Genomic DNA, 25,667 nt, shown 5'->3' with positions numbered 1-25,667 from the left:
GCTAGGCATACGCGACCGGTGCAGGTGGGTGGCCTGGCTGAGATTCCCGGGCGCGCATCGGCAGCAGTCCCCGTTTCTGGTCGTAGTGCATGAGGTGCGTTCCGGAGAAGAACCGGCATCGGTGGCGCGCCAGGCGCCAACCCACGGCCAGCGCCACAGACGACGGGATCATGGCGACGACGACCAGTTCACGCTGCTGACGGTCGGCTTCGGTGCGGAAGGTCACCAGGTACTCGGCCAGTTCGGCGGGCAGTGAGGCGAGTTCGGCCGCGGTGAGCCTGCGGGCCGGTCGTTGCGCGGTCGGCGGACCCTGCTCCGCGCTGATGACGTGCACGTCGCCGGCCCCGAAGGCGCTGAACTGCTCGATGGTGAACTTCTCCGCCGCGGCGGTGAAGGCCAGCCACACCCCGATACGCCCCCCGCTCCCGATGGTGCGGTGGTCGTGCCGGGTCAGCTGCTGGCGCGGCGCGGCCAGGGGGAAGGAGTCGACGGGTTCGTCGTCGTAGAACTGGGCGACACGCAGTCCCGGCGGCGCGGGCAGATGGGTGCCAACGGCCAGCGCCAGCGGCCAGGGCATGTTCGGTGCCACCGTGTATCCGGTCTGCGGGGTGTCGAGGTTGATCAAGTCTTCGATGGTGACGCCGACCTCGCGGGCGATGTCGGCGACTTCGATGACCCCCTCGGGGCTGGTGCGGTGGTGCAGGTCGACCCAGCGACTCACGGAGCGAAACGCCTGGTGCTGGGCGGCGGCGGTGCGCGCCGCTTCCTGCCGGCGGTCCTCCCAGTCCTCGTCGAGCACGTTGAGGTAGAACAGGGTTCCGGTGACTCGGTGCATGCGGCCGCGCAGCGTCAGCACGCTGACGAGGATGACGAACATGATCACGACGGCGATGACGCGGCTGGCGACGATCACGTCGGTTGGTGCTGGCTTGGGCAGCAGATCCCCGACGACCAAGCCGGCGGTCGAGGTCAGACCGGCCGCGGCCACCACCACCGCGACGTTCGCGGCGGTCACGCGAGTGTGGGAGGGCCTTTTCAGCCAGGAGCCCAACCGTGACCGCCGAGGATGGTTCTGCCTGGTGGTCATCTCGGGTGCAGCCCCCTCAGCGGTTTCGCGACACGGCGGGTCATTATGTCGATACTGTGAGACGTTTCCAACTGGTGATCTGTTACACGTGGGGGGCGTGTCCTTAGCTGACCAGGTCTTCGTCAACCCCTACACCTTCCTGCCGTTACCTACCACGCCACCGCAGCGCGGCAGGCCGCCGGGGCATGACGGCGGCGATCCGGAGTTGCTGACCGGCGCCGTGCGGGTCAGATACACCGCGCGGACCCCGGTGCTGGTGCGGGGATTCGGCAGCGACACCGCCCCGCAGACGCCCACCCGGCCCGGCGTGGACGGTGGCCGCGAGCCGATCATTTTGGGATCGGCGATGCACGGTGCGGTGCGGGCGCTGCACGAGGCCGCGACCGGCAGCTGCCTGCGGGTGCTCGACACCGACTTCGTGCCCTTCTACCGGCAGCCCGCCGAACAGGGGACGGACGCGCTGCGACTCGGGGTGGTCGTGTCCCGCCGGGCGAGGACGGCACGGGACTGGAGGTGCGGTTGTGCGAGCCGCGTGATCCGGTCAAGCATCGCCTGCATCAGGACGTGCTGGAGCAGCTGCACCAGCAGGCGCAGCCGGTCGGGCTGTGCTCGGGGGACCGGCTGCAGGTGGGATTCGATCCCGCGGGAAAGGCGCGGACCGCGCGGGTCGACCCCCACGGCGAGTGGATCGTGGTCATCAGCGACGCCGGCGCCCGAAACCCCGTGTTTCCGTACTGGGCGGCGATCGGCAAGCTCGGTACCGACACCCGAGTGGTGTCCGCGTCGGTGTGGGCGGTGTTTCGCAACGCGGTGGCCGGCGCCGATGATCTGCGGCCCGCGCGGCTGGCGCGCGTCCCGCAGACCCAGCGGTTCACCGACGTTGCCTACACGCACACGCCGAAGGACGGTCCGCCCCGGACCGTCACGGTTGGGCGGCGATGCCTGGCCCGCGAGACAGTCCACATCGGACAACCCCTGTGGGTGCTGCGCGACAGCAACGGCGAGGTCACGCAGCTGCGCCTGTCCCGCATTTGGCGCGCACCCGGCCAGTACCCGGTCAGCGCGCGTGTGGGCGCCCACGCCCCGTGTTGGGATCCGGCCGAGCTGTGCCCGTCGTGTCGGCTGTTTGGTACCGCCGACACTCGCGGCGAGCAGCAGGACAAGGGCCTGGCGCTGCAGCGCGGCTACCGCGGGCACGTCCGCGTCGGCGACGCGGTCGCCGCGCCCGGGACCGGCACGATCGAGGTCACGCTGCCGCCGGCGAGTTCCCCACGCCCTGGCGCCGGCCAGTTCTATCTGGCTAATTCCCGCGATGTCGCGGGCAATGTCGGCACCCCGGCGCTGCGGAATGGGGATCGGCCGCGGACACGCCGTCGCGGCCACGGCCCGTGCGGGGCCGCAAATTCTACTGGCACACCGAGATCCCCAACGGCACGCTGCCCCGCCGCGGACGAGCTGGCACCCAGCACGCCGACAACGCGATGGTCAGCACCGCGGTGGCGTTCCGGATCGGCAGCGTGTTCACCGCGACCGTGACCTTCACCGACATCGACCGCGCGCGGCTGGCGTCGCTGAGCCCGAGGTCCACGCGTTCGGTGGAGCTGACGGCATGGCGACTGCGCACCGTCTGTTCCACCAGGACAGCAAGCACATCCTCGCCCGCACGTTCGGCCCCGGTGATCGTCGGCGCGAGCACACGATCCTGCTGTGTAGCGCGATGCTGCGTGCTGCCGGGCAGGACTGGCACGAACAGGGCGACGTGTGGGGCACGCGTCGCCGACAACCGGCCGCTGCCAGACCAGCTTCCGAGCGACCAGTCACAGGCCCTTGTCCGAGGGCTACGGCGTCTGCTGATCGTCGATGCGGCCCCGGACAGCCCGTTGGCCGCGGCCGGCGGTCAACTCGCGGACATCGTTGGATGGATCACAACGTTCCATGAGGCGGACAAGGAGGTGGGCGGCTCGCTCGCCGCGGCGAACTCACACGGGGCCTTCAGGCCGTCCTCGCCCACCATGTGATCTTCCACTGGAATCGACTCGGGCTGTCCTACGAAACCCAAAGCGTTCTTGCCGCTGCGGTGCGGGAGGTGGTGTTCGAATGACGGCATCCCCGCGATCGCGACCGAACGAGGGGAATTGGGTCGGACGGCGTGACGCATCCGACCCCGCACCCGACCACCGCCGCCGCAACAACTGCAGCAGCCGGGGCGCAGTTCACGTGGCCGCCCGCACCTTGTTGCCGCCACTACCGCCCGTCGACTGCCACAGGCGCCTCGATGTCCACTGGGATCCGCCACAACCCGACTCCGAGCCCGTCCCGGCGGCACGTGAACCGCAGCCGGAGCGGCGAACGGGCGTGCTGGCGTCGCCACCACTGGACGTTGGAACCCGTCCACGCCGGTGGGAAGGTCCGCTCCAGGTACAACCGGGTCCGGTCACCCATCTCCAACGGGTACGGCACGGTCGCGGCCCGGCCGAACCGGTCGGCCTTGTCCACGCCAGGACGGAAACGCCGCGCTCCCCGCACCACGTTCCGGACCTCATCCTCAGGTGCCCTGCCGGTGATCGTGTTAGGCGCGAGCCGCAGTTCATCCCGGACGCTGACGACCACCTCATCCAACCGGTCAAGCGCCCCCGGCCCGACCAACGTGAACCACACGTACATGGTCTCGTCGTCGCTGTTGGGAACGCTCCGGACCTCGAACTGCGGCGTCAGGTCGCTGTGCGCGCACCCAGTGTGGAAGTGGATGTTCTGCACGACACCGGCCTGCACCGCCCCCGTGATAGCGCCGGACATCTCGTTCGTCGCGAACGCCAGCTTGGTGTCGTCCGGATCGCTGTGTCCCATACATCACCCTCATCTGCTCAGTGACAACCTTCGGGTTCGGTCGTCCCACATCGAGGAGATGGGGCACTACGTCTCCCATTGGCGATCCTTGACCAACCTGGCGCTCTCCGTACGCCGCGCCGGAAACCATTGCCGCGGCACCCCGCCAAGCCGGAGGCGTTGCGCTGATCATCATCCCATCGGGGGCGGATTCAACTGGTCGTGGCAACACCTCGACATCAGGGGTGTGGAATGGCCGGACCGAAGCAGAAGCAGGTTCGTGAGTACCGGGGGCAGATGCCGTCGCCCGGGCGTCCAACGGTGGCGTGGCGCGAAGACCGTGTCAGGTTTTGGGCCGCGATCGCTACCGGCGTCCTGACCGACGAGGCATCGGAGACGGCTGGCGTGTCGGCTCCGGTCGGCTATCGGTGGTTCCGTCACGCTGGCGGAGTGAACCCGCAACTGTCCACAACGGTCTCTGGCCGGTACTTGTCGTTCATCGAGCGCGAGGACATCGCGCTGCTGCGCGCTCAAGGCCTCGGCGTGCGCGCGATCGCCCGGCGGGTTGGCCGGCATCCCTCGACGATTTCCCGGGAACTGCGCCGCAACGCCTCGACCCGGACCTACGGCGTTGACTACAAAGCCTCGACCGCGCAATGGCATGCCGAACGGCGCGCGAAGCGTCCCAAGGTTGCCAAACTCGTCGTCAACGAGCGGCTGCGTGACTACGTCCAGCAGCGCCTGTCCGGTGAGATCCACGACGCCGGCGGCGCCGTGATCGGTCCTGACGGTCCGGCGTGGAAAGGCCGCAACAAGCCGCATCGCGGTGACCGGGCCTGGGCGACGGCGTGGAGCCCGGAGCAGATCGCGAACCGGCTTCCGGTCGACTTCCCGGATGATGAGTCCATGCGGATCAGCCACGAGGCGATCTACCAGGCCCTCTACGTGCAGGGCCGCGGCGCCCTCAACCGCGAGCTCGTCGCCTGTCTGCGCACCGGCCGGGCTCTACGGGTCCCGCGTGCCAGGTCGAGGCAGAAGGCATGGGCGCACGTCACCCCGGAGGTCCTGATCAGCCAGCGCCCAGCCGAAGCCGACGACTGCGACGTGCCTGGGCACTGGGAAGGCGACCTGGTCATCGGACTGCAGCGCTCCGCGACCGGCACCCTGGTCGAGCGAACGACCCGGTTCACGATGCTCGTGCACCTGCCCCGGGAAGAAGGCTGGGGTGTCATCCCGCGCACGAAGAACGGCCCGGCGCTGGCCGGCTACGGCGCGGTCACGATGGCGGGCGCCCTCGCGAAGACCGTCACCGAGCTTCCCGAGCAGTTGCGTCGGTCGTTGACCTGGGACCGCGGCAAGGAGTTGTCCGCGCACGCCCAGTTCACCGTCGAGACCGGGCTGCCCGTCTACTTCGCCGACCCGCATTCCCCGTGGCAGCGTGGCACGAACGAGAACACGAACGGACTGCTGCGCCAGTACTTCCCGAAGGGCACCGACCTGTCCCGCTGGAGCGCTGAGGACCTCGCCGCGGTCGCTGCCACTCTCAACTCGAGGCCCCGCAAGACACTTGGCTGGAAGACACCCGCCGAAGCCCTCGACGATCATCTACGATCAGTCCAAAACACTGGTGTTGCGTCCACCGATTGAATCCGCCCCTTCAGCCCCGCGGCCTACGAAGCCACGCGGGTGGCTACTCCTCAGCTTGAGGTAGCCTGACCACATATCGACCCTGTCCGTCGAATCGGGTCAATCCCAGCAGGCGACACACGACCGCTGCGCCGGACCACCACAACCCGTTTCGGATCGCCCATACCGTGTCATGTCAGACGGTGGTTTGGAACCCTGAGCGTAGGGCGACACGCCGAGAGGCTCGGAAGCGCGCTCGTCGCGTGTCGCAGCCTGTGCGCTAAGTTTCTCTCGCCACAGGTGGCCGCGGGGGCTATCGTTCCTGTTCAGGCAGGGTGCAACCGAAGCCACGCCCAAGGGCGTACGGAAACGAGTATGTGCTAGCCTGCTGCTGATCGCACCTAGGCGGCAACCGAAACCACGCCCGGGGCGTATATAAACTGCGATGATCACTGTCGTAAGTGGACTGTCCACGCAGATGGCAACCAAAGTCGCGCCCAAGGGCGTGCAGAAACGTCCTCCCGGGACTGTTGGGGTAGTCGGCACGGTGGTCGCAACCGAAGTCACGCGCAACGGCGTACAGAAACCACGGCGGCCCGATGATCTTCCAGGTGCCCAGGGAGCCGTGGCAACCGAAGTTACGCCCAAGGGTTTACAGAAACAGGTAGGTGCGGATCCGAGAGACATCCCGCTCGTCGGTGGCAATCGGGGGCACGTCTGAGGGCGTATAGAAACTTCGATCGGTCGGTTGTGTGAGCACGGAAGGCATAAGTGGCAACCGGGGTCACGCTTGAGGATGTATAGAAACGTTGTTGCTTGGGTGGTTGGCCGGCTCGTAGTCGAAGAGGCAATCGGGGTTACGTTTGAGGGCGTGTAGAAACCGAGTCGCCGACCGATGTCAGAGTGGGACAACCCGTGGCAACCGAAATTACGCCCAAGGGTGCATAGAAACCATCGTGCGGCTCCGTTTGGGTCGATCAGGTCGGCGGCGGCAACCGAAATCACATCCAAGCGTGTATAGAAACTTATGACCGTTGGTGATGGCCCAAGCTTAGGGCTGGTAGCAACCGAAACCATGTCAGGCGCAGGTTTGGAACCTGGAGCGTGGAGCGACGCGCCGAGAGGTTCGGAAGCGTACTCATGGCGTGTCGCAGCGTGCGCGCTAAGTTTCTCCTGCCATGGGCGGCGACGTAGAGTTATCGTGCTTGTTCGGGCAGGGTGGCACCCGAAACTACGCCCAAGGGCGTACAGAAACTACCGGTTGTAGTCGATGTCGAAGTCGTCGAACGTGGTGGACGCGCCCAAAACTACGCCCAAGGGCGTGTAGAAACACCATGCCGAACTGCTTGCTGTCGGGCAGTGGCAATCGAAACCACACCCAAGGGTGTATAGAAATGTGAGGGTGAACTTGTTGATGTCGACGTCCCAGTGGCAATTGAAACCGCGCTCGAGGGCGTACGGAAACGTCTTTGGGCAGGGTTAAGGTGTTCTCCAGCGCGGGAGGAAACCGAAAGCATGCCCAAGGGTATATGGAAAACATGAATGGCGGCAATTCGGTTAGCGCGAGTACTACCGGTAGCAACCGAAATCATGTCATCGAGTCTTGCTGCCCGCGACGTGGGCGGCAAGACCCTCACTCGCTGAGAAGTAACCCAAAGGGAACCCGTCGGGAATTTTGTAGTCTTCCTTTCCCGCTGTTTGCGACCATTTGGCACCGGAATAGCGCGGCGGGCGTGCTGAGAAGCTGGCCCGTGCCATTTGTCGGTCCTTGGTGGCCAGTGGACAGTGCGACTGCTTACCCGTGTGCGACGGTACGGTTCTTCTTGAGGGACTGACGGGCAGCCCGGAGCCCATCGGATCTGGTGATGGTTGCCCGCTTGTGTGAGACTGGCGGGGCAATCGCTCATGTGTGGAGCCCTGAGCATCAGGTGGCTGGTCCGGCTGCGGATTGGCCGCGGTCCTGGTGGAGGGACTCCGTGATGACCACGGGCGGGTTGTTGTTGTGCCCGGAACGGGATGGCCTGGCGTTTCGGGAGGCGGTGTCGCGCGGTTTGACCGGCGCGAAACGTAATGTGCACCGCGGCCGCGGCTGCGCCGGCCGCGAGCGGGACTGCGCGGTGTGTGCCGACCTGGTATCCGCGGTCTACGTGGACGTGTTGGCCCGCTACCGGCGGCTGCGGCCCACAGGCTGGGCTCCGGGCTATGTGGCCGCGGTGGCGGGTAATACCTACCGGGACAGTGTGCGCGCGCGGTTGCGTCAGGCCGGGCTGGTGGCCAGGCCGGAGCGGTGGCTGGCTGCGGCTTCCTTCCTGCCGGACGTGCCGGCGGCGGGTCGGGCGCTGGTGGTGTGCACCGTGCTGGCCGTGGGGTATCACTCGGTTCTGCCGGTCGCGGGGCACCGGATCGTGGTGGACGACGTGTGGCTGGAGCGGATGCTGGACGGGCTGCGTGCGGTCGCGCACCGCGGCCCGCTGGCCGCGGTGCGCGGGTACTGGAGCTATGACGCGTGCAGGGACCCGTTTGTCCTGGTGCGCGCCTGGTGCCGGGAGGGCTTGGAGTCCTGGCGGCTGACGCAGCCGCGCCGGTACGTGGCGCTGTTGCTGCTCAACGAGGCCAACGCCCAGGACTGGCCGGCGTCGGCCGATGATCCGGCCCTGGCCCGCCGGCTGGGCGGCGAGCACACCGGCCGGCACTGGGATCAACACCGGTGCGTGGTGAGCCGGGCGGGCCGGAGGTGGTCGGGCCGGGTGACCCGCTGGCGCGCGGGGTCACCCGGCGGGCTGGGTCAGCGGTCATCTTCTTCGCCGCGGCCGCGGCAGTTCAGGTTGCTCATGCCAGGCCATGACGGACACCGCGTTCGTGACGGTCACGCAGTTCAGCGGCGTGCCGGATGATCGCGTCGATCTCCGGCTGGCGGGCGTACTGGCCGTCCGGCGCCGCCTGCGCGGCGAAGCGCTGGGCCACAGCGGCCAGTCGGGAAGCCTCGTCGATCTCGGCCAGGCCCGCGCCGGGCACCGAATACTCGACGGCGGCCAGCAGCGCGGGGGCGGCCAGCAGCGCCAGGCGGGCGGCGATCTCGCTGGAGCTGGCCAGCAGTTCCCGCACGCCGGGACCGGCCAGGGCAGCGCCGATCCAGCGGTGGCCCAGCGCCGCCCAGCGCCGTGCCTGGTCGATCTCGCCCGCAGCGGCTGCCCGTGCGGCGAGCGTGGTCGTCGCACGGGACGCGGTCTGCAGGGATTCACGCAGCGGCTGGAACACGCCGGTGCGCTCGTGCCGCCGGCGTCGTGCGGGCAGTACGGCGTTCTCGAACAGCCGCGCGGCGGTATGCAGGCTGTCCTCGTCATGCTGGCCCGCCAGATAGCTGGCGAAGGCGCTGAGGTGGTAGCCGGCCTGCTGGGCCACAGCCGCGTCCTCGGCATCCAGCCGGCCCGGCGCGATATCGACCAGGGCCAGCCAGCCGGTCCAGGAACGGCGCAGCCACGCGTTGAGCTCGACGGGATCGGGTGCGGCTGCCGGCTGGAGGGCTGTGAGCCGTCGAACGGCGTTGATCTCGACGTTGGCCGCGTACACAAGCTCGGCCAGTGTGCCTCGGTCCAGCTTCCGCGCGCGGTGGGCGCGGTGGCAGCGGTCTAGGGCTTGCCGCAATACCGCGCACGCGCCGTCCAGGCCCTGGGCCGACTCCGCCTGCACCGTCTCCAGCCGGAGGTCGGCCGCCCGGCACCGGGTGATCAGCGTCACCGGGTCGGTGGCACCCAGCCCGGCCTCGGCGAGCCCGGCCAGGGAATCCATGGCAGCCGGGGCCGCGGCTAGGGCGTCGGCGCTCACGTCCGGCTCGCGGCGGATCTGGCGGATGACTGCGGTGAGGCCGATGATCACTGCCCGCCGGCCCAGCACATCCAGCCCGGTCAGCACACCGAGGCTTGGCAGCTCGGGCAATGGCGGCCTGTCCGGTGGGCGCGCGGGGAGCACCGCGTCGAGATAGCTCTGCACGGCCTGGCCCTGCGGTACGAACGCCTCGACCACCCGGTGCCCGGGGCTGGTCTCGCTGAGCCAGAGGTAGCCGTCGCCGTGGGCCGTGCCGAACGCGGCCAGCCAGCCCAGCGACTGGCTGGCCAGCGTGTCGTGACCGGTGGGCCGGTCTAGAGCGGGCAGCGTGTGGTCCACGACATCCAGGTCCACCGGGCTGAGCGGGCTGCCCGCCACCCAGCCCGCGCCGGGTGTGGCGCCGATCTCGCAGCGGGCGAAGGGTCGGCCGGACAGCGTGCGCGGCACGGGCAGCGCCCAGCCCTCGAGCATGGCTCGTTGGATGGCGCGGGCCTGGATGGCCGCGGCGAACAGCGCGGGCTGGGAGCGGAACGCCTCCAGCACCATGCCCGCCCAGCCGGCCAGCCGCAGCCGGGGCGGCAGCGCGGGTCCCAGCACGGTCATGGCCTGCCCGATCGCGGCGGTGACCGGGGCCAGCAGCCGGTTGGCTCCGGTGAGCACGACCGCGGCCTTGGCTTCGGGGCCGAAGCGTTGCAGGGTGGCGTTGGCCAGTTCGCCGGGCAGCTTTTCCGGCTTGCCGTCGGCGCGGCGCGGCCCGGCCACGACCGCGCGGTCTGCGACCGGACCGCCGGAGCGGGGCGGCAGCGGCGCGCCGCGGCCGATCTCGGCCAGGGTCAGGGCCGGGTAGTCGCACACCCAGGTGAGCCCGAAGGGCGAGTCCGGCCAGACCACGCCGAACAGCGGCGCGATCTTGCGCGCGATCCGGGCGGCGACGATCCGGGCACGGTCCTCCGGGATGTCCGGCACAACGGCGGGCAGCAGCGGCATCGACACGTCCTCTCCAGATCAACGGACCGAGCCAGTCTAGTTACTTTTCTCCCTTGACGAGTATGCGCTGCACGCTCAATGCTGTGTGTGTGGAGGAGGGGAACTCGGCCGTGGCGCTGGCCGTCACCGTGGGCACCAACCCGGTGCCGGTGCTGCTGACGGTCTGTCAGCACCGGCCGCACACCGTGTGGCTGGTGCACACCACCGGACCGCGCGGCACCGCGGACTACGCGCGGCGGGTCGCCGCGGTGCTGGGCGGATGGTTCCCGGCGCTGACCGTGCACCTGCTGGACGTCGGCGCGGACGCCGCGGACGTGACCGCGATCCGCGCGGCGCTGCGGCCGCTGGCCGGACTGCCTGCGGGGTGGGCGTGCGACTACACCGGCGGCACCGCGGTGATGTCGGTGCTGCTGGCCCAGACTCATCGCGACGCGCACTTGGCCGTGACCGGCGCCGACCGGCCGGACCTGCGCGGCTACTGGGACGAGTCGGGCGACCGGGTGCACCACGACGATGGCACCACCCGGCGCTGCGCCGTGCCCGAGGGGTTCACCCTGGACACGATCCGCCGCCTGCACGGCTACCTGTCGGCCCCGGGGCCGACGCCGTGCTCACCCGCGCTGGAGCGCGGCCCGTGCTACGCCCGTGACCTGTGCCGGCTAGCGCATGCCGTGCTGACCGGGCAGCAGCCGCCCGAGGTGCCGGTGGACCAGCGGGACCGGGAACTCATCGGTGCACTGCTGGGCAGCGGGGACGCCGCGGGCGCCGCGCTGGAGCTGGTCGTGGGCGCGCTGCTGACTGCCGCCCCGCTGGTGCTGTCCAGGATTCCCGCGCCCGACGAGGTGCACCTCAACACCAAGGCGATCACCGCGGCCGCGCCTAGCTCCGGCGACGCGAACGAACTGGATGTGCTGGCCCGCTACGGCCAGCGGGTGGTGGCGATCAGCTGCAAGAACCGCAGGAACCCGCAGGGCATCCTGGCCAGCGCGCTGGGCGAGATCAACCAGAAGGCCCGTGCCGTGTATGGCGGCGCCACCCGGCCGGCGCTGACGATCATAATGGACAAGGCGGGTGAATCCGGCGGACCGCATCCGGCCCCGGACGAGCTGAGCACCCTGCTGCTGGGACCGGGCATGACCCTGCGCGGCCCGCACATCATCACCGAGGCGGACCTGCGTGACCTGCTGGCCGAGGTGATCGGGCTGCGTGTCGGGCAGCCACGGCTGCGTCCGCTGCTGGCGCAGCGGTTCGGGCTGGTCAGCGTGGCCGCCGTCGTGCCGCCCGCCGAACTGCCCACGGGTCTGGACGGCCCGGTGCTCATCACCACGTTGTCGGGCAACGTGCTGGCCACCGTGGCCTCGGCCCACCGGCAGCGGCCTCGGCACGTGATCGTGCTGGGCACCCCGGAGTTCCGCGACCGGGTGCGGGCCACCGACCTGGACGCCGCGCTGGGTGCGCCTGGGGCCACCACCCGATTCGTGCCGATCGCCATGACCGCGCTGCCCGCGCTGACCCGCACCATCGGCGCGCTGATCGCTGGGGTGCGTGGCCCGGTGGTGGTGGACGTGACTGGCGGCACCAAGACCGTCAGCGTGGCCGGGTATCTCGCGGTGGCGGCGGCCAGCGAGGCCGGGCGCGGGGACCTGCGGCTGTGCTACACCGACATCTGGTCAGGCTCGCGACGCTGGTTCGACGGGACGACCGAGCCGCTGGGACCGATGGACGACCGGATCGGGCAGCTGCTGGTCGCCCACGCCTCCCGGCCGGAGGCGGTGTCCTTCCGCGCGGTCGATCCGGCGGCGCTGGACGTCAGCGGGGAGAAGTCGCCCAGCCGGGTGCTGTTGGCCCGGGTGATGGCGCGGTTGGCCGCGCTGCTGCCCACGGCCCGCTGGTACCGGCCGACGCTGACCCTGCCCGGCCGGGCCCAGGACTGGAACTGGCTGCCGCCGGGATACCTCCTGGTTACCGGCAACCGACTGATCGGCCTCTATGGGCACGAGCGGCTCGGTAAGTCGGCCGACGGGCTCAGCGAGGCGCTGTTCGTGGACACGCTGGTCGCCGCGCTGGGCGGGGATATCGCCAGGACGCTGCTGGTGACCGACCGCGACAGCCCGGACGCCGCGTACCTGTCCGCCCGGTACAGCCAACTGGTGCGCCGCCCGTTCCCGCCGCGCGTGCTGACCCGCGAGCACGCCGAGATCGTGCTGACCAGCGCGGACGCCGCGCACGAGCTGCTGGACTGGCTGAGCCGGTGAGCACGCGGTAACGACCGCCCGCCGCGGCTCGACAACCGATCCATCAACGCCGAGGGGAGCACGGCTTGACCAGGGACATGGTGGTGCTGGGCCTGTCCGGGGTACAGAAGTTCATTCAGGAGTCACGCACCACCGCCGACGTGGCCAGCGCCAGTCAGATCATTCAGGACCTCGCGACCGTCGCCGCCCGCCGTGCCGGGGAGCTCGGCGTGGACCTGATCTATCCGGTGCTGGACGACGACCGACCGCGCGGCGGCGTCACCTCGAAGATCGCCTTCCTGGCTGACGAGGGCGCCGGTCCGGGCCTGGCCAAGGAGGTCGCCGATGCCGTCCACCGGGAGTGGCGGCAGGCGGCCGCGGCCTGTTTCGGCGCAGCGCCGCCGACGACCCCCGGCATGCCGAACACGTGGTGGGTGGCGGTGACCGGCCCGGCGGACACCCCGCAGGAGTACGCGGCGCTGCGCGAGCGCGCCGAGAACCTGGCCACCGCCCGCAAACGCACCCGCGTGTTCGAGGTGATGACCGCATCAGGGGTGTGGCCGTGCGCCGTGTCGCCGGGGCTGCCCTCCGTGCTCGCGCCGGACACGGCGCGGCGGCACGAGCGCGGCGAACGGCTGTCGGCCGCGTGCTGGGTCAAGCGCACCTACCTGCGCGACCGTGGCGGTCAGGCGACGCGCTCCACGTTGTCGATCGCCTCGACGCCCTACCGGGTGGAACTGCTGAAGGCTGCTCCGGACGACCTGGCCGCTGAGGTGGCCGCGTTGCTCGACGCGGCGGCCACGGTCGTCGGCCGCTCGCCCAGCCTGCCCGCGGAGCGGCCGGTGGTGACCGGTGTGCCCGCCGGCGTGGAGCCACTGGCCACGTCACTGGGTGCCTGGGTGTACCCGGACGTGTGGAACCAGGCCAGTCTGCACCGCGAGTACCGGACGAACGTGGCCGAGGACACCGTGCGGCAGGGCCGCGCAGCCGCGCTGGCCATCGGGGGCATCGCCGAGCGTCTGGGCATCCGGCGGCCGACCCCGTACTACGCGGTGCTGCTGCAGGACCTGGACCGGCTCGGCGCGGCCATGGGCGCGCTGGGCCGCGACCAGCAGGGCACGGGCTCGCAGCAGCTCGTGGAATTGGGCCGCGCGCAGCGCAGGGCGATCGAGAACGCCGTGTTTCCAGGCGTGCCGGTCTACACCGGCGGGGACGACCTGCTGGCCTTCGCCCCGGCGGCGGGCGCGATCACGCTGGCCGCCGAGATGCGTGCCCTGGTGGACGAGCACCTGAAGGACGGGCCGCTGCGCGACACCGACGGACGCACGATCACCGCGAGCACGGCCGTGGTGTTCGCGCACATGCGCTCGCCGTTGCGGTCGGTGCTCAGCCAGGCTCGCGACGCGCTGGACAAGGCCAAGAACAGCGAATCCCGGCAGGGCCAGGACCGCGACGCGCTGACCGTAGTGGTGCTGCGGCGTGGTGGCGAGCGGTCCCGGCTCATCCAGCCGTGGTCGCCGCAGCTGCCGTCCCGGCTGGCGCGGCTCACACCCGCCCGGTTCGCGCTGTCCAGCGGCCTGGCCGGCCAGCTCGAGCAGGACAAACACGAACTGGCCGGGTTGGCCGAAGACACCGATCTGCACCCGACCGTGGAGGCCGAGCTGACCCGCCTGGTCCTGCGCAGGACCAGGGCGCGCGATGACGCCGAGGCCGGGGCCGTGGCCCAGGCGCTGCACCAGTTGGCCTGGGACGAACGCGGCGAGCCGGACGCAGTACCAGGCACACCGATCTTCTACCGGCCGGCGGAGCCGGCGCTGGTCGCGCGGTTCCTGGCGCAGGAGTGCGGGGTGCGGGCATGACGAGGCTGCACTGGCTGGCGGTCGAACCGCTGGACACGGTGATGGTGCGCGACGGGCGGTCCTTCGACGCGGGCGCGGCGAGCGTGGCGGTGGCGACCACACCGCCGCCCAGCACGCTCGGCGGCGTGATCGGCGAGGCGGTGGGCAGCCGGCGGGTGGGCGATCACCTGGTCGGCCCGCTCCTGGCCACAACCGACCACGGGCCGCTGTTCCCGATGCCCAACGATCTGGTGCGCACCCGGGACCACCATGTGACGCGCGTGATTGTGGCCGACCCGGACGGCACGACCGACCTGCCCGACACGCTGCCGCAGGTGCTGACCGGCAACGGCGCGGCGCTGGGCGGGTTCCTCGACAGCGAGGCGATGACGGCCTGGCTGGCCGCCGACGGCGACGAACTGGCGCCCGGCGAGGTGGTCACACCGGAGTGGTGGACGGCGCACGGCAGGCACGAACCGTGGCGGCCCGAGCAGCGGATCGGGCTGGCGGTGCGGCAGGACGGCCCGCTGGCCGGGACCGCCGAGGCCGGCCTGCTCTACGCCGCGACGCACCTGCGGCCCCGGGACGGCACCCGGTTCCTGGTCGGCTGCGCCACCGCCGAACCCGTCGCCGTGACCAAACACCTGGTGCCGATCGGTGGCCGGGGACGACTGGCCGAAGTGAGCGCGGTCGACGCCCCACACCTACCCGCCGCGCCGCCGCACTTTCCCGGAGGCCGGGTGGCGGTGTACCTAGCCACGCCCGCGCTGCTGGACGACGTGTGCTGGCGGCCCGAGGAGGCGGCACTGCGCGCGATCGCGCTGACCGGTCCCTGCCCGGTCGCCACCGCATCACCTCGGGACGGGGTGTGGCAGACCCGTCAGCTGACCTGGGCGGTTCCCGCCGGAACCGTCTACTACCTCGACTTCGGCTCGCCCGTGGCCGCCGCCGACTGGGCTCGGCGCCACCACGGCGGGCTGTTGCCACGACAGCGGGAGATACCCATGACGAATGCCGGATTCGGCACCTGCCTGACAGGACGATGGTGATGGCGGAACGACTGCTGGTGCTGCTGGCCGAGACCCCGGTGCACGCCGGCGGGTCGGCGGCCGAGGGCGCGCTGGACCTGCCCATCCAGCGGGAGGCCGCGACCGGCCTGCCGGTGATCTGGGGCCAGAGCCTCAAAGGCGCGCTGCGCGAGCGCGTACGCACCCAGGCCTGGGCGGCAGAGGTGTTCGGCGAACGGCTACGCGGCCCCGGCCCGCAGGACACCGCGCCACGCACAGCCCAGCCTCAGGAGAAGGGCGGTGAGCTGACCAAGGGCGCGGTGTCCTTCGGCGACGCCGCACTGCTGGCCTTCCCCGCCCCCACCCTGCGCAACACCTTCGCGTGGACCACCAGCCCGCTGCTGCTGTCCCGGCTGTCACGCAAGCTGCGTCTGCTCGGCGTGGACCCCGCGCCCGTGCTAGGCGCGTTCACCGCACTGCCCCCGGGCACCTACGGCGGCACGGACTGGGCGGGCCGCAGCCTGATCGGCCCGTTCACCGACACGATCACCGCCCACACCGACGTCGCCACGCTGGGTCGGCTGCTGGCCGCGCTGGCCTGCCCGCACGACGCCGCGTTCGCCTACACCCGCGCCAAGCTGGCCACGGATCTGCTGCTGCTGGAGGACGGCGTGTTCACCGAGCTGAGCAAGCTCGGCACCGACACCGTGGCCCGGATACAGCTGAAGGAGGAGACCAAGACCGTGCAGAACGGCCCGTTCTACTCCGAACACCTGCCCGCCGAGACCGTGCTGGTCTCGCTGCTCAGCGGCGAGGAGAACTCCCTGCAGCACCTGAAGGTCTTCGATGGCATGCCCCTCCAACTCGGCGGCGACGAGACCATCGGCAAGGGCCTGCTGTGGTGCCGCGTGCTCACCCCGAAGCAGGTCGGCGAGGCCATCACCGAGCTGCGCGCACCCGCGCAGGCGCGATCATGACGGCCACCCGCATCGACCACGAACTCGCCAAGGTCGCCGCGAAGACGGTGCCCGGCACGGTCAGCGACGATCTGCGCACCCGCTATGCCGGGCTGCCCCACATGATCATGGCCAGCGGCCTGGCCGCCAGCGTGGCGTTCCTGCTGGCCAAGGCGGAAAGCACCGCCGGCGGCATCGACGGCCCCGCCTACCGCGAGGCGGCAACGACCCTGCTCGACGACGCCGCCGACTGCGCGGGCATCCCCCGGGGCGAGCACCCCAACGCCACCCTGACCAACATCGCCAACGCCGACCACCACCGGTACCTGATCGCGGAGAGCCGGGCCCGGATGCTGGCCGTGTGGCTGGCTCGCATCGCCAACGCCCGCCGCGGCAGCACCACTGGCCAGGTCACCGGGACGGGTGCCTGATGGCCCAGCTGTACGGTGCGCTGGCCGCCGTGCTGGGGCCAGACCCCGGGAGGGCGCTGAGGGCACTGCCGTTTGGAGCCAACGCCGACGCGGTGCACCGCCGGTTGCTGATCGAGGACAGCGACGAGGTGACGCTGACGCACCTGCGCACCGTGGCCCGGCTGTGCGGTGGGGTCGATCCGACGGCGCTGAACGCCCTGCACGCCCGGCGCCGCGCCGCCGCGCTCGCGGTGCGGCCCGGCCAGTCGGTGCGGGCGGTAGCCATCACCCCGTGCTGGCGGATGGTGGTCGGGCACGGCGAGAACACCGCCACCGAAACCAGCCTGACCCTCTCGCCCACCCACGGCCTGCCGATCCTGCCCGGCAGCGCGCTCAAGGGCCTGGCCGCCGCCCAGGCCCGCGTCACCGCGCCGCAGCGGATCGGCCGCCTGTTCGGCGCGCCGCGTCCCGGCACCGGCACCGACGAGCCCGCCATGGGCGCGGTGGTGTTCCTGGACGCGTTCCCGCTCACACCGCCGACGGTCGTGGTGGACACGCTGGCCCCGCACGTGCCGCCGTACTACAACAGCGGCAACAGCACCGGCGTGCCGGATCGCCCGCCCGCCGAGTACCACAACCCGGTGCCGGTGCGGTTTTTGGCCGTGGCGGCCACCCCGTTCGAGGCCCTGCTCATCGGCCCGGACGCCGAGGTCACCCAGGCCGCGGACCTGCTGGCAACCGCCCTGGACGAGCTGGGCATCGGCGGCAAAACCGCGGCGGGCTACGGCTACTGCACGGCCGAGATCACGGCGTTGAGCGCGGAGCACGCGCCGTGAGCCTTCTGCTGCACGTGATCCCGGTCGGGCTGTCGCTGGACATGCAGGTCACGCAGAAGCGGATCGTGCACGGCGCCGACCGACAGCTGCTGGCCCGCACGCTCACCCCGCGGATGCTCGGCACCCGCGGCGGCCCGGCCAACCCGGTGCGGGCCGCGCTGCGCCAGGCCACCGCCGGACCGGACGACCCGGCGGACGGCCCGCTGGACGCGGCCACGCTGCTCGGCCCGGCCCGGGACCTGGTCAGCGCGCTGCGCGCCCACCCGCAGCTGTGCGCGGAGTGGACCTCGGTGCACGCCGAACTAGACGCCCAGCCCGCCGGGGACCCGCACCAGGGCCACGCATACCTGGTGCTGGCCAGCGACACCGCCGAGGGCCTGCGCACGGCCACCCTGGTCGCGCACGGCCTGGCCGAGGCCACGCCGGTCCGCTACACCGACGACCCCGGAACCACGCCGTTCCGGCGTGGCCTGATCCGGCCCGGCGAGGTGGTGCTGTGCCGGATCCCCGGCTTGGACTTCGCCGACGAGCACGGGCTGGGCGCGGCCACCTGGGACGCGCTGGGCGCGATCGGCAACGTGGCCGCGGCCTCCGCGCTCAACCCCGCCCTGGCCGCGCGCTGGCGGGTCGTCCTGCACCTGTCCGGCGGCTACAAGGCGCTGATCCCGTACCTGCTGGTGATGGCCGAGGCCATGAACTCGGTGTTCCACGACCCCGAGCGCGGCGGCGAGCACCCGCCGGTCATCGAGGCCGTGATGTTGCAGGAGTACAGCGAGGGCAGGCGGCTGGCCGTGCCCGTGCGGTCCTTCCAGAACGCGCTGTACGCCGAACTGGTGGCCCTGGCCCGGCACGCCCGCGCGGGCACCCTAGCGTCGATCACCAGCGGATCACTGCTCGGCCTCTGCCTTGACCAGCACAAACAGCTCACCCCGATGGGGCGGATCATGGTGGCCGTGCTGTGACCGCGATCCTGGACCACTACCTCACCCACGTACTGCCCACCGGCGGGCACGGCGTCGACGAGCACGACGCCCGTCCGGTCGGCCTGCCCCACCCGTCCCGCGATCCGGACACCTACCACCTGCGCCGCGTGCTCACCGATCCGGCGTTGCTGTTCACCCCAGACACCACCGACACGCCCGCCCGGCTGGCCACCCTCATGGCCTTCGCCTGGCTGACCGGCCGCTGGGACCCCGCGCGGATCCCGCCCGACCTGCGCGCACCCCTAGCCCGGCTCCGATTCCTGATCTGGACCTTCCCCGCCCGCACCGGCCCCGCCACCGGCGAACCCCACCGCGTGATCGAACTCCCCGACGGCCAGCGCCTGGACCTGACCGATCACCGGATCGACAGCCAGGCCCAGTCCGCTCGGCAGCAGTGGCTGCAGGCGCTCACCGCGTGGGAGGACGACCCGTGGCTGGCCGCCCGCCAGATCGACGACCCAGCCGCGTTCGAGCGTGACCTGCGCTGGCTGGTCGAGGCCTGGCCCGCGCCCCGGATCGCGCCGCTGCCCCGCCAGACCGGCCGGCTGAGGCTGGGGCCGGTGGCCGCCCAGCGCCGGATCGCGGGCGAGGCCGCCGAACGCTGGCTGGAACGCGGCTCGGTGACGGGCGCGGCCACCGCGTTGGCCCCCGGCAACCCGTGGCGCTGGCCGCTGCTGGCCGCCTACCCGCTGCTCGCGGCCGGGGTGACCGCGCTGGCATTCACCGGCCACGCCGGGATCGCCCGCTGGGCCGCCGTGGCTGTGCTCGCCCTCGGCCTGACCGCCACCGCCCTGGCCCCCATCCGCTACACCCCGCTGGCGCTACCCCGCATCCCGGCCGCCGCCGCGGTCGGTCTCGCGCTGCTACTGACGTTGACCACCCGCTGGTGGCTGGCCGTGAACGCGTGGCCGCTGGGCGCGGCGCTGCTGGCGGCATCTACCGGATACCTGATGGTCGAGGCCCGCCAGCACGGCTCCGGCCGGCTCGCGGCGGCACGCCGTGCCTTGGTGCTGCTGGTCCTCGGCGTCCTGCACACCGTGGTGCTGAGCATCACCACACTGGCCTTCCTGGTGCCGGTGCTGGCCGACCACGGCCAGTGCCTGACCGACTGGTGGCAGCACAACCCGTGGCAGCCCCTGCCGCTGAGCACCGCGGGCACCGACTCGTGCGCGGCAGCCCTGTCCACCCCCAACGCCGCCCCGCCCGCCGCAACAATGCTGCTGATGACCGGCTGGTCGCTGTCCTTCGGCCTGGCCGCGCAAATCCTGTGGGACGACCGCCCGGTCACCGCGCCGCTGGGTCGCCTGCGCCGCATCCGAGGAGTGCCATGACCACCTGGACCACGCTGACCCTGCGCGTCGTCACCCCCCTGTTCAGTGGCGACGACGCCGAGGGCGGCGACCCCATCAGGGTCCCGTCCATCCGCGGCGCCCTGCGCTTCTGGTTCCGCGCCGTGGCCGCCGCCCACGGCATCACGGACCTGAAGGCGCTGTGGGCTGAGGAGGAAGCCGTCTTCGGTAGCGCCCGCCCCGAGCGCCCCTCCCGCATCGCCCTGCGCGTGGACAGCCAGCCGGCGACCGACACCGACCCGCGGCCGGAGTGGGCGGCCTACCCGGACCTTCGTGACCAGCGGTTTCACGGGGCCCAGTACCTGATGGGCCAGGGCTTGTGGCAGCGCACCATGAAGCGGCCCTATGTGCCTCCCGGCCCCGACCAGACATTCGACCTCAAGATCAGGTTCGCTACCGGCCGGGACGCCGAGAAGCTGAACGCGCGCTTCATGTTGGCGCTGTGGGCCTGGCTCACCTACGGCGGTCTCGGCGCCCGGGTCCGCCGGGGCTTCGGCCAGCTGCGCTGTGCCGACCACTCCGGCGTGCCGCTGCCCGGGAAGTGGCGGCACGAAGCACTCGGGGCACCGACACGCGCGGAATCCTGGGGTGTCCTGTTCACCCAGCCCATTCCGCCCGCAATTAGCAGAATGGGCGAGCACGGATGGACAGGCAGGCCGGGAAATGTCCTGGCCGAGTTCCCCGTGCTGTGCCCTCCGCACTGGGAAGGCCGGTTCCTAGCGGGCGAAGCACTGCCCGACTGGCAGTCCGCACTCATGCATGCCGGTCAGGAATGGCGGGCGTTTCGTGTCGTCGCCGAGCCGGAAGAAGAAATCAGCAAGAATCTCCGCTCCCCGGAATGGGTCAATGCCATCCACGGCTCCTCGGGCAAATATCCCATCGCGGCGTTCGGCCTCCCCGTGGGCTACTACTCCACCAGTCGGGGCGAGTTTCGCGCCTCGATCGAACCGACATTCCAGGGCGCGAAGATCCGCCGCGCATCCCCGGTCTGGCTGCGCCCGGTATGGACCACAGACGGCTGGCGCGTCGTGACCTTCCTGTTCCACGCGAGGCTGCTCCCCGACACCGCCCGCCTCAGCCCAGGCAAGTTCGGCCTGACGATCCCGGACCTGCACACGATCTCCGACACCTGGAGACGATGGCTGACGGACGAATGGCGGCTGCCCGAGGACTTCTACCGTGGGCAGTCCTGATGCCGAGCCTGTGGCGCTGGGAGAGCGACGGCGAGGTGCTCAAGCCGCGCGTGGTGCACCCGATCCTGGCCCGCTGGCTCGACGATGACCACCACGGCGGCCGCGCCTCACCGGTCTGGCTGGCGCCCGTCGCGATCGACGACACCCGCCCACGCCCTGCTCACCGCCGTGTTCCGCGCTGAACTCGTGCCCGCCGGACTCCTGCCAGCCGGCGCCACCGCCCGCCTGACCGGCGACACGGGGCACACAGACCTGACCACACCGGACAACACGGTCGCGCACACCGTGTGGGATGCCTGGCCCGACCACAACCACGCCCGGCCGACCGCCGCACCCCCAGGAGAGCCTGATGCCCAGCCTCTGGCGACTGACCCTCGCCCAGCCCGGCCCGACGCTCGACCGCAGGACGGTATATCGGATGCTGGCCCGCTGCCTGGACACCGACCACCACGCGAACCGCAAACCCTGGTCGTGGACCGCGCGCCGCGAGCCCGGCAGCCTTGTGGTCGAGGTCGGGCTGCTTGATGACACCCTCGCCGACCGTTTGATCACCGGCGTCGAGGACACACGACGACGCCACGCACCCGCCGCGGGCCGACCGACGGGTGTCCACCAGATCGCCGCCTGCACCTGGGCACAGCTGCTGCACGGCCCCGTCACCACCGAATGGGCCTTCCGCTTCATCAGCCCCGTCACCTTCCGACGCGGCAACCGGTTCCTGCCCTGGCCAGCGCCGTCCGCAGTCCTGGGCAGCCTGCGCGCGTCCTGGCGGACCTTCGCGCCCGCCGACATCGCCGACGTGACCGTCGACCTGTCCGGCGACCCCATCGTGGTCACGGGTGTGGACGGGACCACCACTGTTGAGCAGGTCGTGCTGCACGACCGCGCCGACAGCACCGGCACCCGCAGGCCCGTGTCGGTCGCGGTCGGCGGCTTCTCCGGACAGGTCCGCTTCGCCGTGGACACCCCTGGCTTCGACCCGACCGGCGTCACCGCCCTGGCGCGGCTAGCCCCGTTCAGCGGCATCGGCGCCTACACCACCCGCGGCTTCGGCGGGGCCCGTGCCCCGCGACCGGCCGGGCAGGCGGCGCGCGTTGGGTGACCTCCTCGCCGCGGCCATCGACCCACGCTGCCTCACCCCGGCGTCGGAGCAGGTCCTCGCCAGTGACGCCGCGGATGATCAACTGTCGGCCGGAGTGCGCCGGTTCGCCGGCGACGCCGAGAAATCGCTGGCTGACCTGGCCGACCTGCTCGCCTCCGGCACGTATCAGCCGGGCCTGCTCACCGAGGTGGTGATCCCCAAGGACGGCGGGCATCGGGTCCTGCGTGTGCCGACGGTGCCTGACCGCGTCGTGGAGCGAGACCTGCTGTCGCATCTGAGACCGCACCTGGACCCCGTGCTAGGCCCGGGTAGCTTCGGGTTCCGGCCCGGACCGGGCGTCGTGGACGCAGTCCAAGCGCTGGCACGGCTGCGTGAGGAGGGGTTCGGCTGTGTGCTGCACACCGATCTGCATGACTGCTTCCCCAGCGTCGACCTCACGCGGCTGCGTCGGCTGCTGGGATCCTGATCGGCGATAGAGGTTTTCGTTGTCGCTGGTTGAGGGCTCGCTGAAGTAGATAGGGTCGATATGGGAGTCGCGCCAGAGGGCGTATTGAAACATCGAAAGACCCGTCAGCATGCTGAACCCACTTCAGCAACGTCGATACGGGAGTCACGCCGGTGGGCGCATTGAAATTCACAGATCAGAGCATGTCGATCGAGTGGAGCAAGAAGTCGATACGGGAGCCACGCCGGAGGGCGTATTGAAACTAGATGGCGATTTGGTCACGGCGAGCTTTGCTTAAACGATGATACGGGAGTCACGGCGGAGGGCGTATTGAAACACCACTCAAAATGGGAATAGTCACCGGGTATTGCAAAGAGTCGATACGGGAGTCACGCCGGAGGGTGTATTGCAACGTCAGAAGGGGTTCTGCGCGAAGGTGATGATCGCGTTAGCGGCACGTCGATGCGGGAGTCGCGGCGGAGGGCTTATTGAAACCCGTCGGTCTCGGTGGAGGCGACGGCCCGGTAGCTACGTTGATACGGGGCTCATGCCGGAGGCGTATTGAAATTCGAGGGGCGCGAGCGCTCGACGCGGCCGGAATCTTGTCGATACGGGAGTCACGCCGGAGGGCGTACTGAAACATCATCAGCTTTTGCGGCCACAGCTGGGCAATGAGGTGGTCGATATGGGAGTCGCGCCGGAGGGCGCATTGAAACTGTTATGGGTCGGCTTGTCGTGACAAGCTGCATGATGGCTGTCGATACGGGAGTCACGCCGGAGGGTGTATTGAAACGTTGAAGGCGTTTCCGATGAACACGGACAACGCTCCCTGGCGATACGGGAGTCACGGAGGATGGCGTATAGGAACGTCTTGCTGGCCAGCGGGGCGGGACGACGTGCTCGGCAAAGCTAGTCGAGATGGGCTTCACGGCGGCGGGTGTGCTGGTCGAGGTGAAGGGTGAGTTGTAGGTGGTCGACTGTTAGGGTCATTCGGGTGAGCGGGGTGTTCAGGCCGGTCATGTCGTGTGGACCGGGCAAGCCATAGCTAAGCTGCACCGTCGGGGCTGCTCCGCTCGGGGAGGGTCTGTGAAGATCGGATACTGTTCTCGCGTGCATCGCCTGGGGCTGCGGCGATATGGTCTGAGGTGACGGGAAGCGATCATCGACGGCTGTGGTTGTGGGTCCTCGTGCGGCGGGTTTTCGTTGTCGCTGGTTGGGGGCTCGCTGAAGTAGATAGGGTCGATACTGGAGTCACGCCGGAGGGCGTATTGAAACGGTCAGGAAAACACGATTGCGAGCCCGTTCAGCACGTCGATTCGGGAGTCACGCCGGAGGGCGTATTGAAACGTCATCGGGGTCTTGAACCCGATGAAGCCGGGCGCGGCGATGAGGTTGATACGGGAGTCACGGCGGAGGGCGTATTGAAACTAGCACTTGGCTCCGGCCAGCGTGCGGGCATAGTGAAGGCGATACGGGAGTCACGCCGCAGGGCGTATTGGAACGTCTTGCTGGCCAGCGGGGCGGGACGACGTCCTCGGCAAAGCTAGTCGAGATGGGCTCACGCCGACTGGCGTACCGGTCATGGTGAAGGGTGAGCTGTAGGTGGTCGACTGTTAGGGGCATTCGGGTGAGCGGGGTGTTCAGGCCGGTCGTGCCGTGTGAACCGGGCAAGCCGTAGCTAAACTGCACTGTCGGGTCTGCTCCCTTCGGAGAGGGGGTTGTGAAGATCGGATGCTGTTCTGGCGTGCATCGCCTGGGGCTGCGGCGATATGGTCTGAGGTGGCGGGAAGCGATCATCGACGGCTGTGGTTGTGGGTCCGCGTGCGGCGGGTTTTCGTTGTCGCTGGTTGGGGGCTCGCTGAAGTAGATAGGGTCGGTACGGGAGTCACGCCGGAGGCGTATTGAAACGCCCCCATCTCGGCGCTCATGATGAGCGTGCTGGCGGTGGCGGTTGATACGGGAGTCACGCCGGAGGGCGTATTGAAACTCCATATTGCGCGAAACCTGATGAATCGGAATACGAGCCGAATGTCGATACGGGAGTCACGCCAGAGGGCGTATTGAAACCCGAACGCCATCTGTACCAGTTTGCCCACTTCGTGGGTCGATACGGGAGTCACGCCAGAGGGCGTATTGAAACGGGTAGGCGACGGCGATGCGAGCCAGGATGGTCTCGTCGATACGGGAGTCACGCCAGAGGGCGTATTGAAACTCTCCGGCCAGTTCGTCGACGATGCGGGCGAGGTCGGGCGTCGATACGGGAGTCACGCCGGAGGGCGTATTGAAACTCTGCAGATGCCAGGTCATCAACAGGAACGGCCCCGCGTCGATACGGGTGTCACGCCGGAGGGTGTATTGAAACCGGCCAAGCGCTGTAATGGCGTAGCCTGCACTGAAGGTCGATACGGGAGTCACGCTGGAAGGCGTATTGAAACCCGAGGTGAGTTGTGGCGCCGATCCAGTGAAGGGCCGGTTGATACGGGAGTCACGCCGGAGGGCGTATTGAAACCCGTTGTATGAGGCCAGCAGGTAGTGGCTGTTGGGATCGTCAATACGCGAGTCACGCCGGAGGGCGTATTGAAACGTCATCGGGGTCTTGAACGGCGCCCGGTGTCGGTCGCGGTCGGCGGTTTCCGCGGACAGGTCCGCTTCGCCCTCGACGCGCCGGGCTTCGACCCAGCCGGAGTCAGCGCGCTGGCTCGGCTGGCCCCGTTCAGCGGGATCGGCGCCTACACCACCCGCGGCTTCGGCGGGGCGCGCCTGCTGCGACCCGACGGGCAGGCGGCACGCGTTGGGTGACCTGCTCGCCGCGGCCAGCGACCCAGGCTGCCTCGCCGAGGCGTGGCAGCAGGCCCTGGACGCCGACGCCGCGGACGAGCGGCTATCGGCGGGCGTGCGCCGGTTCGCCGCCGACGCCGACTAGAGTCTGGCCGAGCTAGCCGACCAACTCGCCACCGGGGCCT

Annotated in this window: 21 protein-coding genes, 1 pseudogene and 1 CRISPR repeat array; of the genes and pseudogenes, 18 read left to right on the top strand and 4 right to left on the bottom strand. The window is 70.1% G+C overall.

Annotated features, from left to right (window positions below):
* Position 1: 1 nt before the first annotated feature.
* Positions 2 to 1,015 carry a hypothetical protein gene (locus BCF44_RS20800; protein WP_116175959.1) on the bottom strand — a complete coding sequence of 338 codons (1,014 nt, stop codon included), beginning with the start codon at positions 1,013 to 1,015 and terminating at the stop codon, positions 2 to 4.
* Between the two features lie 201 nt (positions 1,016 to 1,216).
* The gene (locus tag BCF44_RS20795) at positions 1,217 to 1,498 is read right to left on the bottom strand and encodes a hypothetical protein (RefSeq protein ID WP_116175958.1); all 282 of its coding nucleotides are present in this window, start codon (positions 1,496 to 1,498) and stop codon (positions 1,217 to 1,219) included.
* A 108-nt stretch (positions 1,499 to 1,606) separates the two neighbouring features.
* On the opposite strand from BCF44_RS20795, the gene BCF44_RS55575 reads away from it, so the two are divergent.
* Complete coding sequence (locus BCF44_RS55575) at positions 1,607 to 2,623, top strand: hypothetical protein (protein WP_170217646.1); 1,017 nt, start codon at positions 1,607 to 1,609, stop codon at positions 2,621 to 2,623.
* A gap of 49 nt (positions 2,624 to 2,672) precedes the next feature.
* Positions 2,673 to 3,026, top strand: a pseudogene (locus BCF44_RS59220) (thiopeptide-type bacteriocin biosynthesis protein); the annotation flags it as partial.
* A gap of 305 nt (positions 3,027 to 3,331) precedes the next feature.
* Here BCF44_RS59220 and BCF44_RS20775 read toward each other — a convergent pair.
* Positions 3,332 to 3,934, bottom strand: a complete 603-nt coding sequence (locus BCF44_RS20775; protein ID WP_116175954.1) for a hypothetical protein — start codon at positions 3,932 to 3,934, stop codon at positions 3,332 to 3,334.
* Between the two features lie 231 nt (positions 3,935 to 4,165).
* Here BCF44_RS20775 and BCF44_RS20770 point away from each other — a divergent pair, with 231 nt between their 5' ends.
* Both BCF44_RS20770 and BCF44_RS20765 read left to right on the top strand, forming a co-directional pair.
* The gene (locus tag BCF44_RS20770; protein ID WP_116175953.1) at positions 4,166 to 5,560 is read left to right on the top strand and encodes an IS30 family transposase; all 1,395 of its coding nucleotides are present in this window, start codon (positions 4,166 to 4,168) and stop codon (positions 5,558 to 5,560) included.
* A 1,955-nt stretch (positions 5,561 to 7,515) separates the two neighbouring features.
* Entirely contained in the window at positions 7,516 to 8,433 is a 918-nt protein-coding gene (locus tag BCF44_RS20765) for a hypothetical protein (protein ID WP_147328564.1), read from the top strand.
* On the opposite strand, the gene BCF44_RS20760 is transcribed toward BCF44_RS20765, so the two are convergent.
* On the bottom strand, positions 8,369 to 10,351 hold the full coding sequence (locus tag BCF44_RS20760; RefSeq protein ID WP_147328563.1) for a hypothetical protein: 1,983 nt from the start codon (positions 10,349 to 10,351) through the stop codon (positions 8,369 to 8,371). The genes BCF44_RS20765 and BCF44_RS20760 overlap by 65 nt on opposite strands.
* 89 nt (positions 10,352 to 10,440) lie before the next feature.
* Here BCF44_RS20760 and BCF44_RS20755 point away from each other — a divergent pair, with 89 nt between their 5' ends.
* From BCF44_RS20755 to BCF44_RS58555, 14 genes are all read left to right on the top strand, one after another.
* The gene (locus BCF44_RS20755; protein WP_116175950.1) at positions 10,441 to 12,606 is read left to right on the top strand and encodes a hypothetical protein; all 2,166 of its coding nucleotides are present in this window, start codon (positions 10,441 to 10,443) and stop codon (positions 12,604 to 12,606) included.
* A 65-nt stretch (positions 12,607 to 12,671) separates the two neighbouring features.
* Positions 12,672 to 14,444 (top strand): Cas10/Cmr2 second palm domain-containing protein, encoded by a 1,773-nt coding sequence (locus BCF44_RS20750; protein WP_147328562.1) that lies wholly within the window; start codon positions 12,672 to 12,674, stop codon positions 14,442 to 14,444.
* Complete coding sequence (locus BCF44_RS20745) at positions 14,441 to 15,472, top strand: type III-B CRISPR module-associated Cmr3 family protein (protein ID WP_116175948.1); 1,032 nt, start codon at positions 14,441 to 14,443, stop codon at positions 15,470 to 15,472. The genes BCF44_RS20750 and BCF44_RS20745 overlap by 4 nt, the downstream gene beginning before the upstream one ends.
* A complete protein-coding gene (gene cmr4 / locus BCF44_RS20740) occupies positions 15,472 to 16,407 on the top strand; it encodes a type III-B CRISPR module RAMP protein Cmr4 (RefSeq protein WP_170217644.1) in 936 nt (311 codons plus the stop codon). The genes BCF44_RS20745 and cmr4 overlap by 1 nt, the downstream gene beginning before the upstream one ends.
* Positions 16,404 to 16,817 carry a type III-B CRISPR module-associated protein Cmr5 gene (gene cmr5 / locus BCF44_RS20735; protein WP_116175946.1) on the top strand — a complete coding sequence of 138 codons (414 nt, stop codon included), beginning with the start codon at positions 16,404 to 16,406 and terminating at the stop codon, positions 16,815 to 16,817. The genes cmr4 and cmr5 overlap by 4 nt, the downstream gene beginning before the upstream one ends.
* On the top strand, positions 16,817 to 17,632 hold the full coding sequence (gene cmr6 / locus BCF44_RS20730; RefSeq protein ID WP_116175945.1) for a type III-B CRISPR module RAMP protein Cmr6: 816 nt from the start codon (positions 16,817 to 16,819) through the stop codon (positions 17,630 to 17,632). Before cmr5 ends, cmr6 begins: the two co-directional genes overlap by 1 nt.
* A complete protein-coding gene (locus BCF44_RS20725) occupies positions 17,629 to 18,594 on the top strand; it encodes a hypothetical protein (RefSeq protein WP_116175944.1) in 966 nt (321 codons plus the stop codon). Before cmr6 ends, BCF44_RS20725 begins: the two co-directional genes overlap by 4 nt.
* Positions 18,591 to 19,946 carry a hypothetical protein gene (locus BCF44_RS20720; RefSeq protein WP_116175943.1) on the top strand — a complete coding sequence of 452 codons (1,356 nt, stop codon included), beginning with the start codon at positions 18,591 to 18,593 and terminating at the stop codon, positions 19,944 to 19,946. Before BCF44_RS20725 ends, BCF44_RS20720 begins: the two co-directional genes overlap by 4 nt.
* Positions 19,943 to 21,157 (top strand): type III-B CRISPR module RAMP protein Cmr1, encoded by a 1,215-nt coding sequence (gene cmr1, locus BCF44_RS20715; protein WP_116175942.1) that lies wholly within the window; start codon positions 19,943 to 19,945, stop codon positions 21,155 to 21,157. Before BCF44_RS20720 ends, cmr1 begins: the two co-directional genes overlap by 4 nt.
* Positions 21,157 to 21,339: a hypothetical protein gene (locus tag BCF44_RS20710; protein ID WP_116175941.1), complete on the top strand. Its 183-nt coding sequence runs from the start codon at positions 21,157 to 21,159 to the stop codon at positions 21,337 to 21,339. Before cmr1 ends, BCF44_RS20710 begins: the two co-directional genes overlap by 1 nt.
* Before the next feature lie 167 nt (positions 21,340 to 21,506).
* Entirely contained in the window at positions 21,507 to 22,259 is a 753-nt protein-coding gene (gene cas6, locus BCF44_RS20705) for a CRISPR system precrRNA processing endoribonuclease RAMP protein Cas6 (RefSeq protein ID WP_170217643.1), read from the top strand.
* Positions 22,252 to 22,725 (top strand): reverse transcriptase family protein, encoded by a 474-nt coding sequence (locus tag BCF44_RS20700; protein WP_170217642.1) that lies wholly within the window; start codon positions 22,252 to 22,254, stop codon positions 22,723 to 22,725. Before cas6 ends, BCF44_RS20700 begins: the two co-directional genes overlap by 8 nt.
* Before the next feature lie 1,928 nt (positions 22,726 to 24,653).
* Positions 24,654 to 25,288: a CRISPR direct-repeat array (repeat unit 37 nt; unit sequence GTCGATACGGGAGTCACGCCAGAGGGCGTATTGAAAC).
* A 26-nt stretch (positions 25,289 to 25,314) separates the two neighbouring features.
* Entirely contained in the window at positions 25,315 to 25,503 is a 189-nt protein-coding gene (locus BCF44_RS20695) for a CRISPR system precrRNA processing endoribonuclease RAMP protein Cas6 (protein WP_116175938.1), read from the top strand.
* Entirely contained in the window at positions 25,496 to 25,627 is a 132-nt protein-coding gene (locus BCF44_RS58555) for a hypothetical protein (RefSeq protein ID WP_281283128.1), read from the top strand. The genes BCF44_RS20695 and BCF44_RS58555 overlap by 8 nt, the downstream gene beginning before the upstream one ends.
* Positions 25,628 to 25,667 lie beyond the last annotated feature (40 nt).

It is taken from the genome of Kutzneria buriramensis, assembly GCF_003387475.1.
Lineage (GTDB): Bacteria > Actinomycetota > Actinomycetes > Mycobacteriales > Pseudonocardiaceae > Kutzneria > Kutzneria buriramensis.
Note: the sequence above shows the minus strand (reverse complement) of the source record. Positions and strands in the feature narration are given on the sequence as shown.

What these genes read in the sequence shown, in the direction of transcription:
- BCF44_RS20760 (WP_147328563.1), bottom strand. Translation starts at nt 10,351, where the DNA reads ATGCCGCTGCTGCCCGCCGTTGTGCCGGACATCCCGGAGGACCGTGCC.
- BCF44_RS20775 (WP_116175954.1), bottom strand. Translation starts at nt 3,934, where the DNA reads ATGGGACACAGCGATCCGGACGACACCAAGCTGGCGTTCGCGACGAAC.
- BCF44_RS20710 (WP_116175941.1), top strand. Translation starts at nt 21,157, where the DNA reads ATGCCGAGCCTGTGGCGCTGGGAGAGCGACGGCGAGGTGCTCAAGCCG.
- cmr4 (WP_170217644.1), top strand. Translation starts at nt 15,472, where the DNA reads ATGGCGGAACGACTGCTGGTGCTGCTGGCCGAGACCCCGGTGCACGCC.
- cmr5 (WP_116175946.1), top strand. Translation starts at nt 16,404, where the DNA reads ATGACGGCCACCCGCATCGACCACGAACTCGCCAAGGTCGCCGCGAAG.
- cas6 (WP_170217643.1), top strand. Translation starts at nt 21,507, where the DNA reads ATGCCCAGCCTCTGGCGACTGACCCTCGCCCAGCCCGGCCCGACGCTC.
- cmr1 (WP_116175942.1), top strand. Translation starts at nt 19,943, where the DNA reads ATGACCACCTGGACCACGCTGACCCTGCGCGTCGTCACCCCCCTGTTC.
- BCF44_RS20745 (WP_116175948.1), top strand. Translation starts at nt 14,441, where the DNA reads ATGACGAGGCTGCACTGGCTGGCGGTCGAACCGCTGGACACGGTGATG.
- BCF44_RS20770 (WP_116175953.1), top strand. Translation starts at nt 4,166, where the DNA reads ATGGCCGGACCGAAGCAGAAGCAGGTTCGTGAGTACCGGGGGCAGATG.
- cmr6 (WP_116175945.1), top strand. Translation starts at nt 16,817, where the DNA reads ATGGCCCAGCTGTACGGTGCGCTGGCCGCCGTGCTGGGGCCAGACCCC.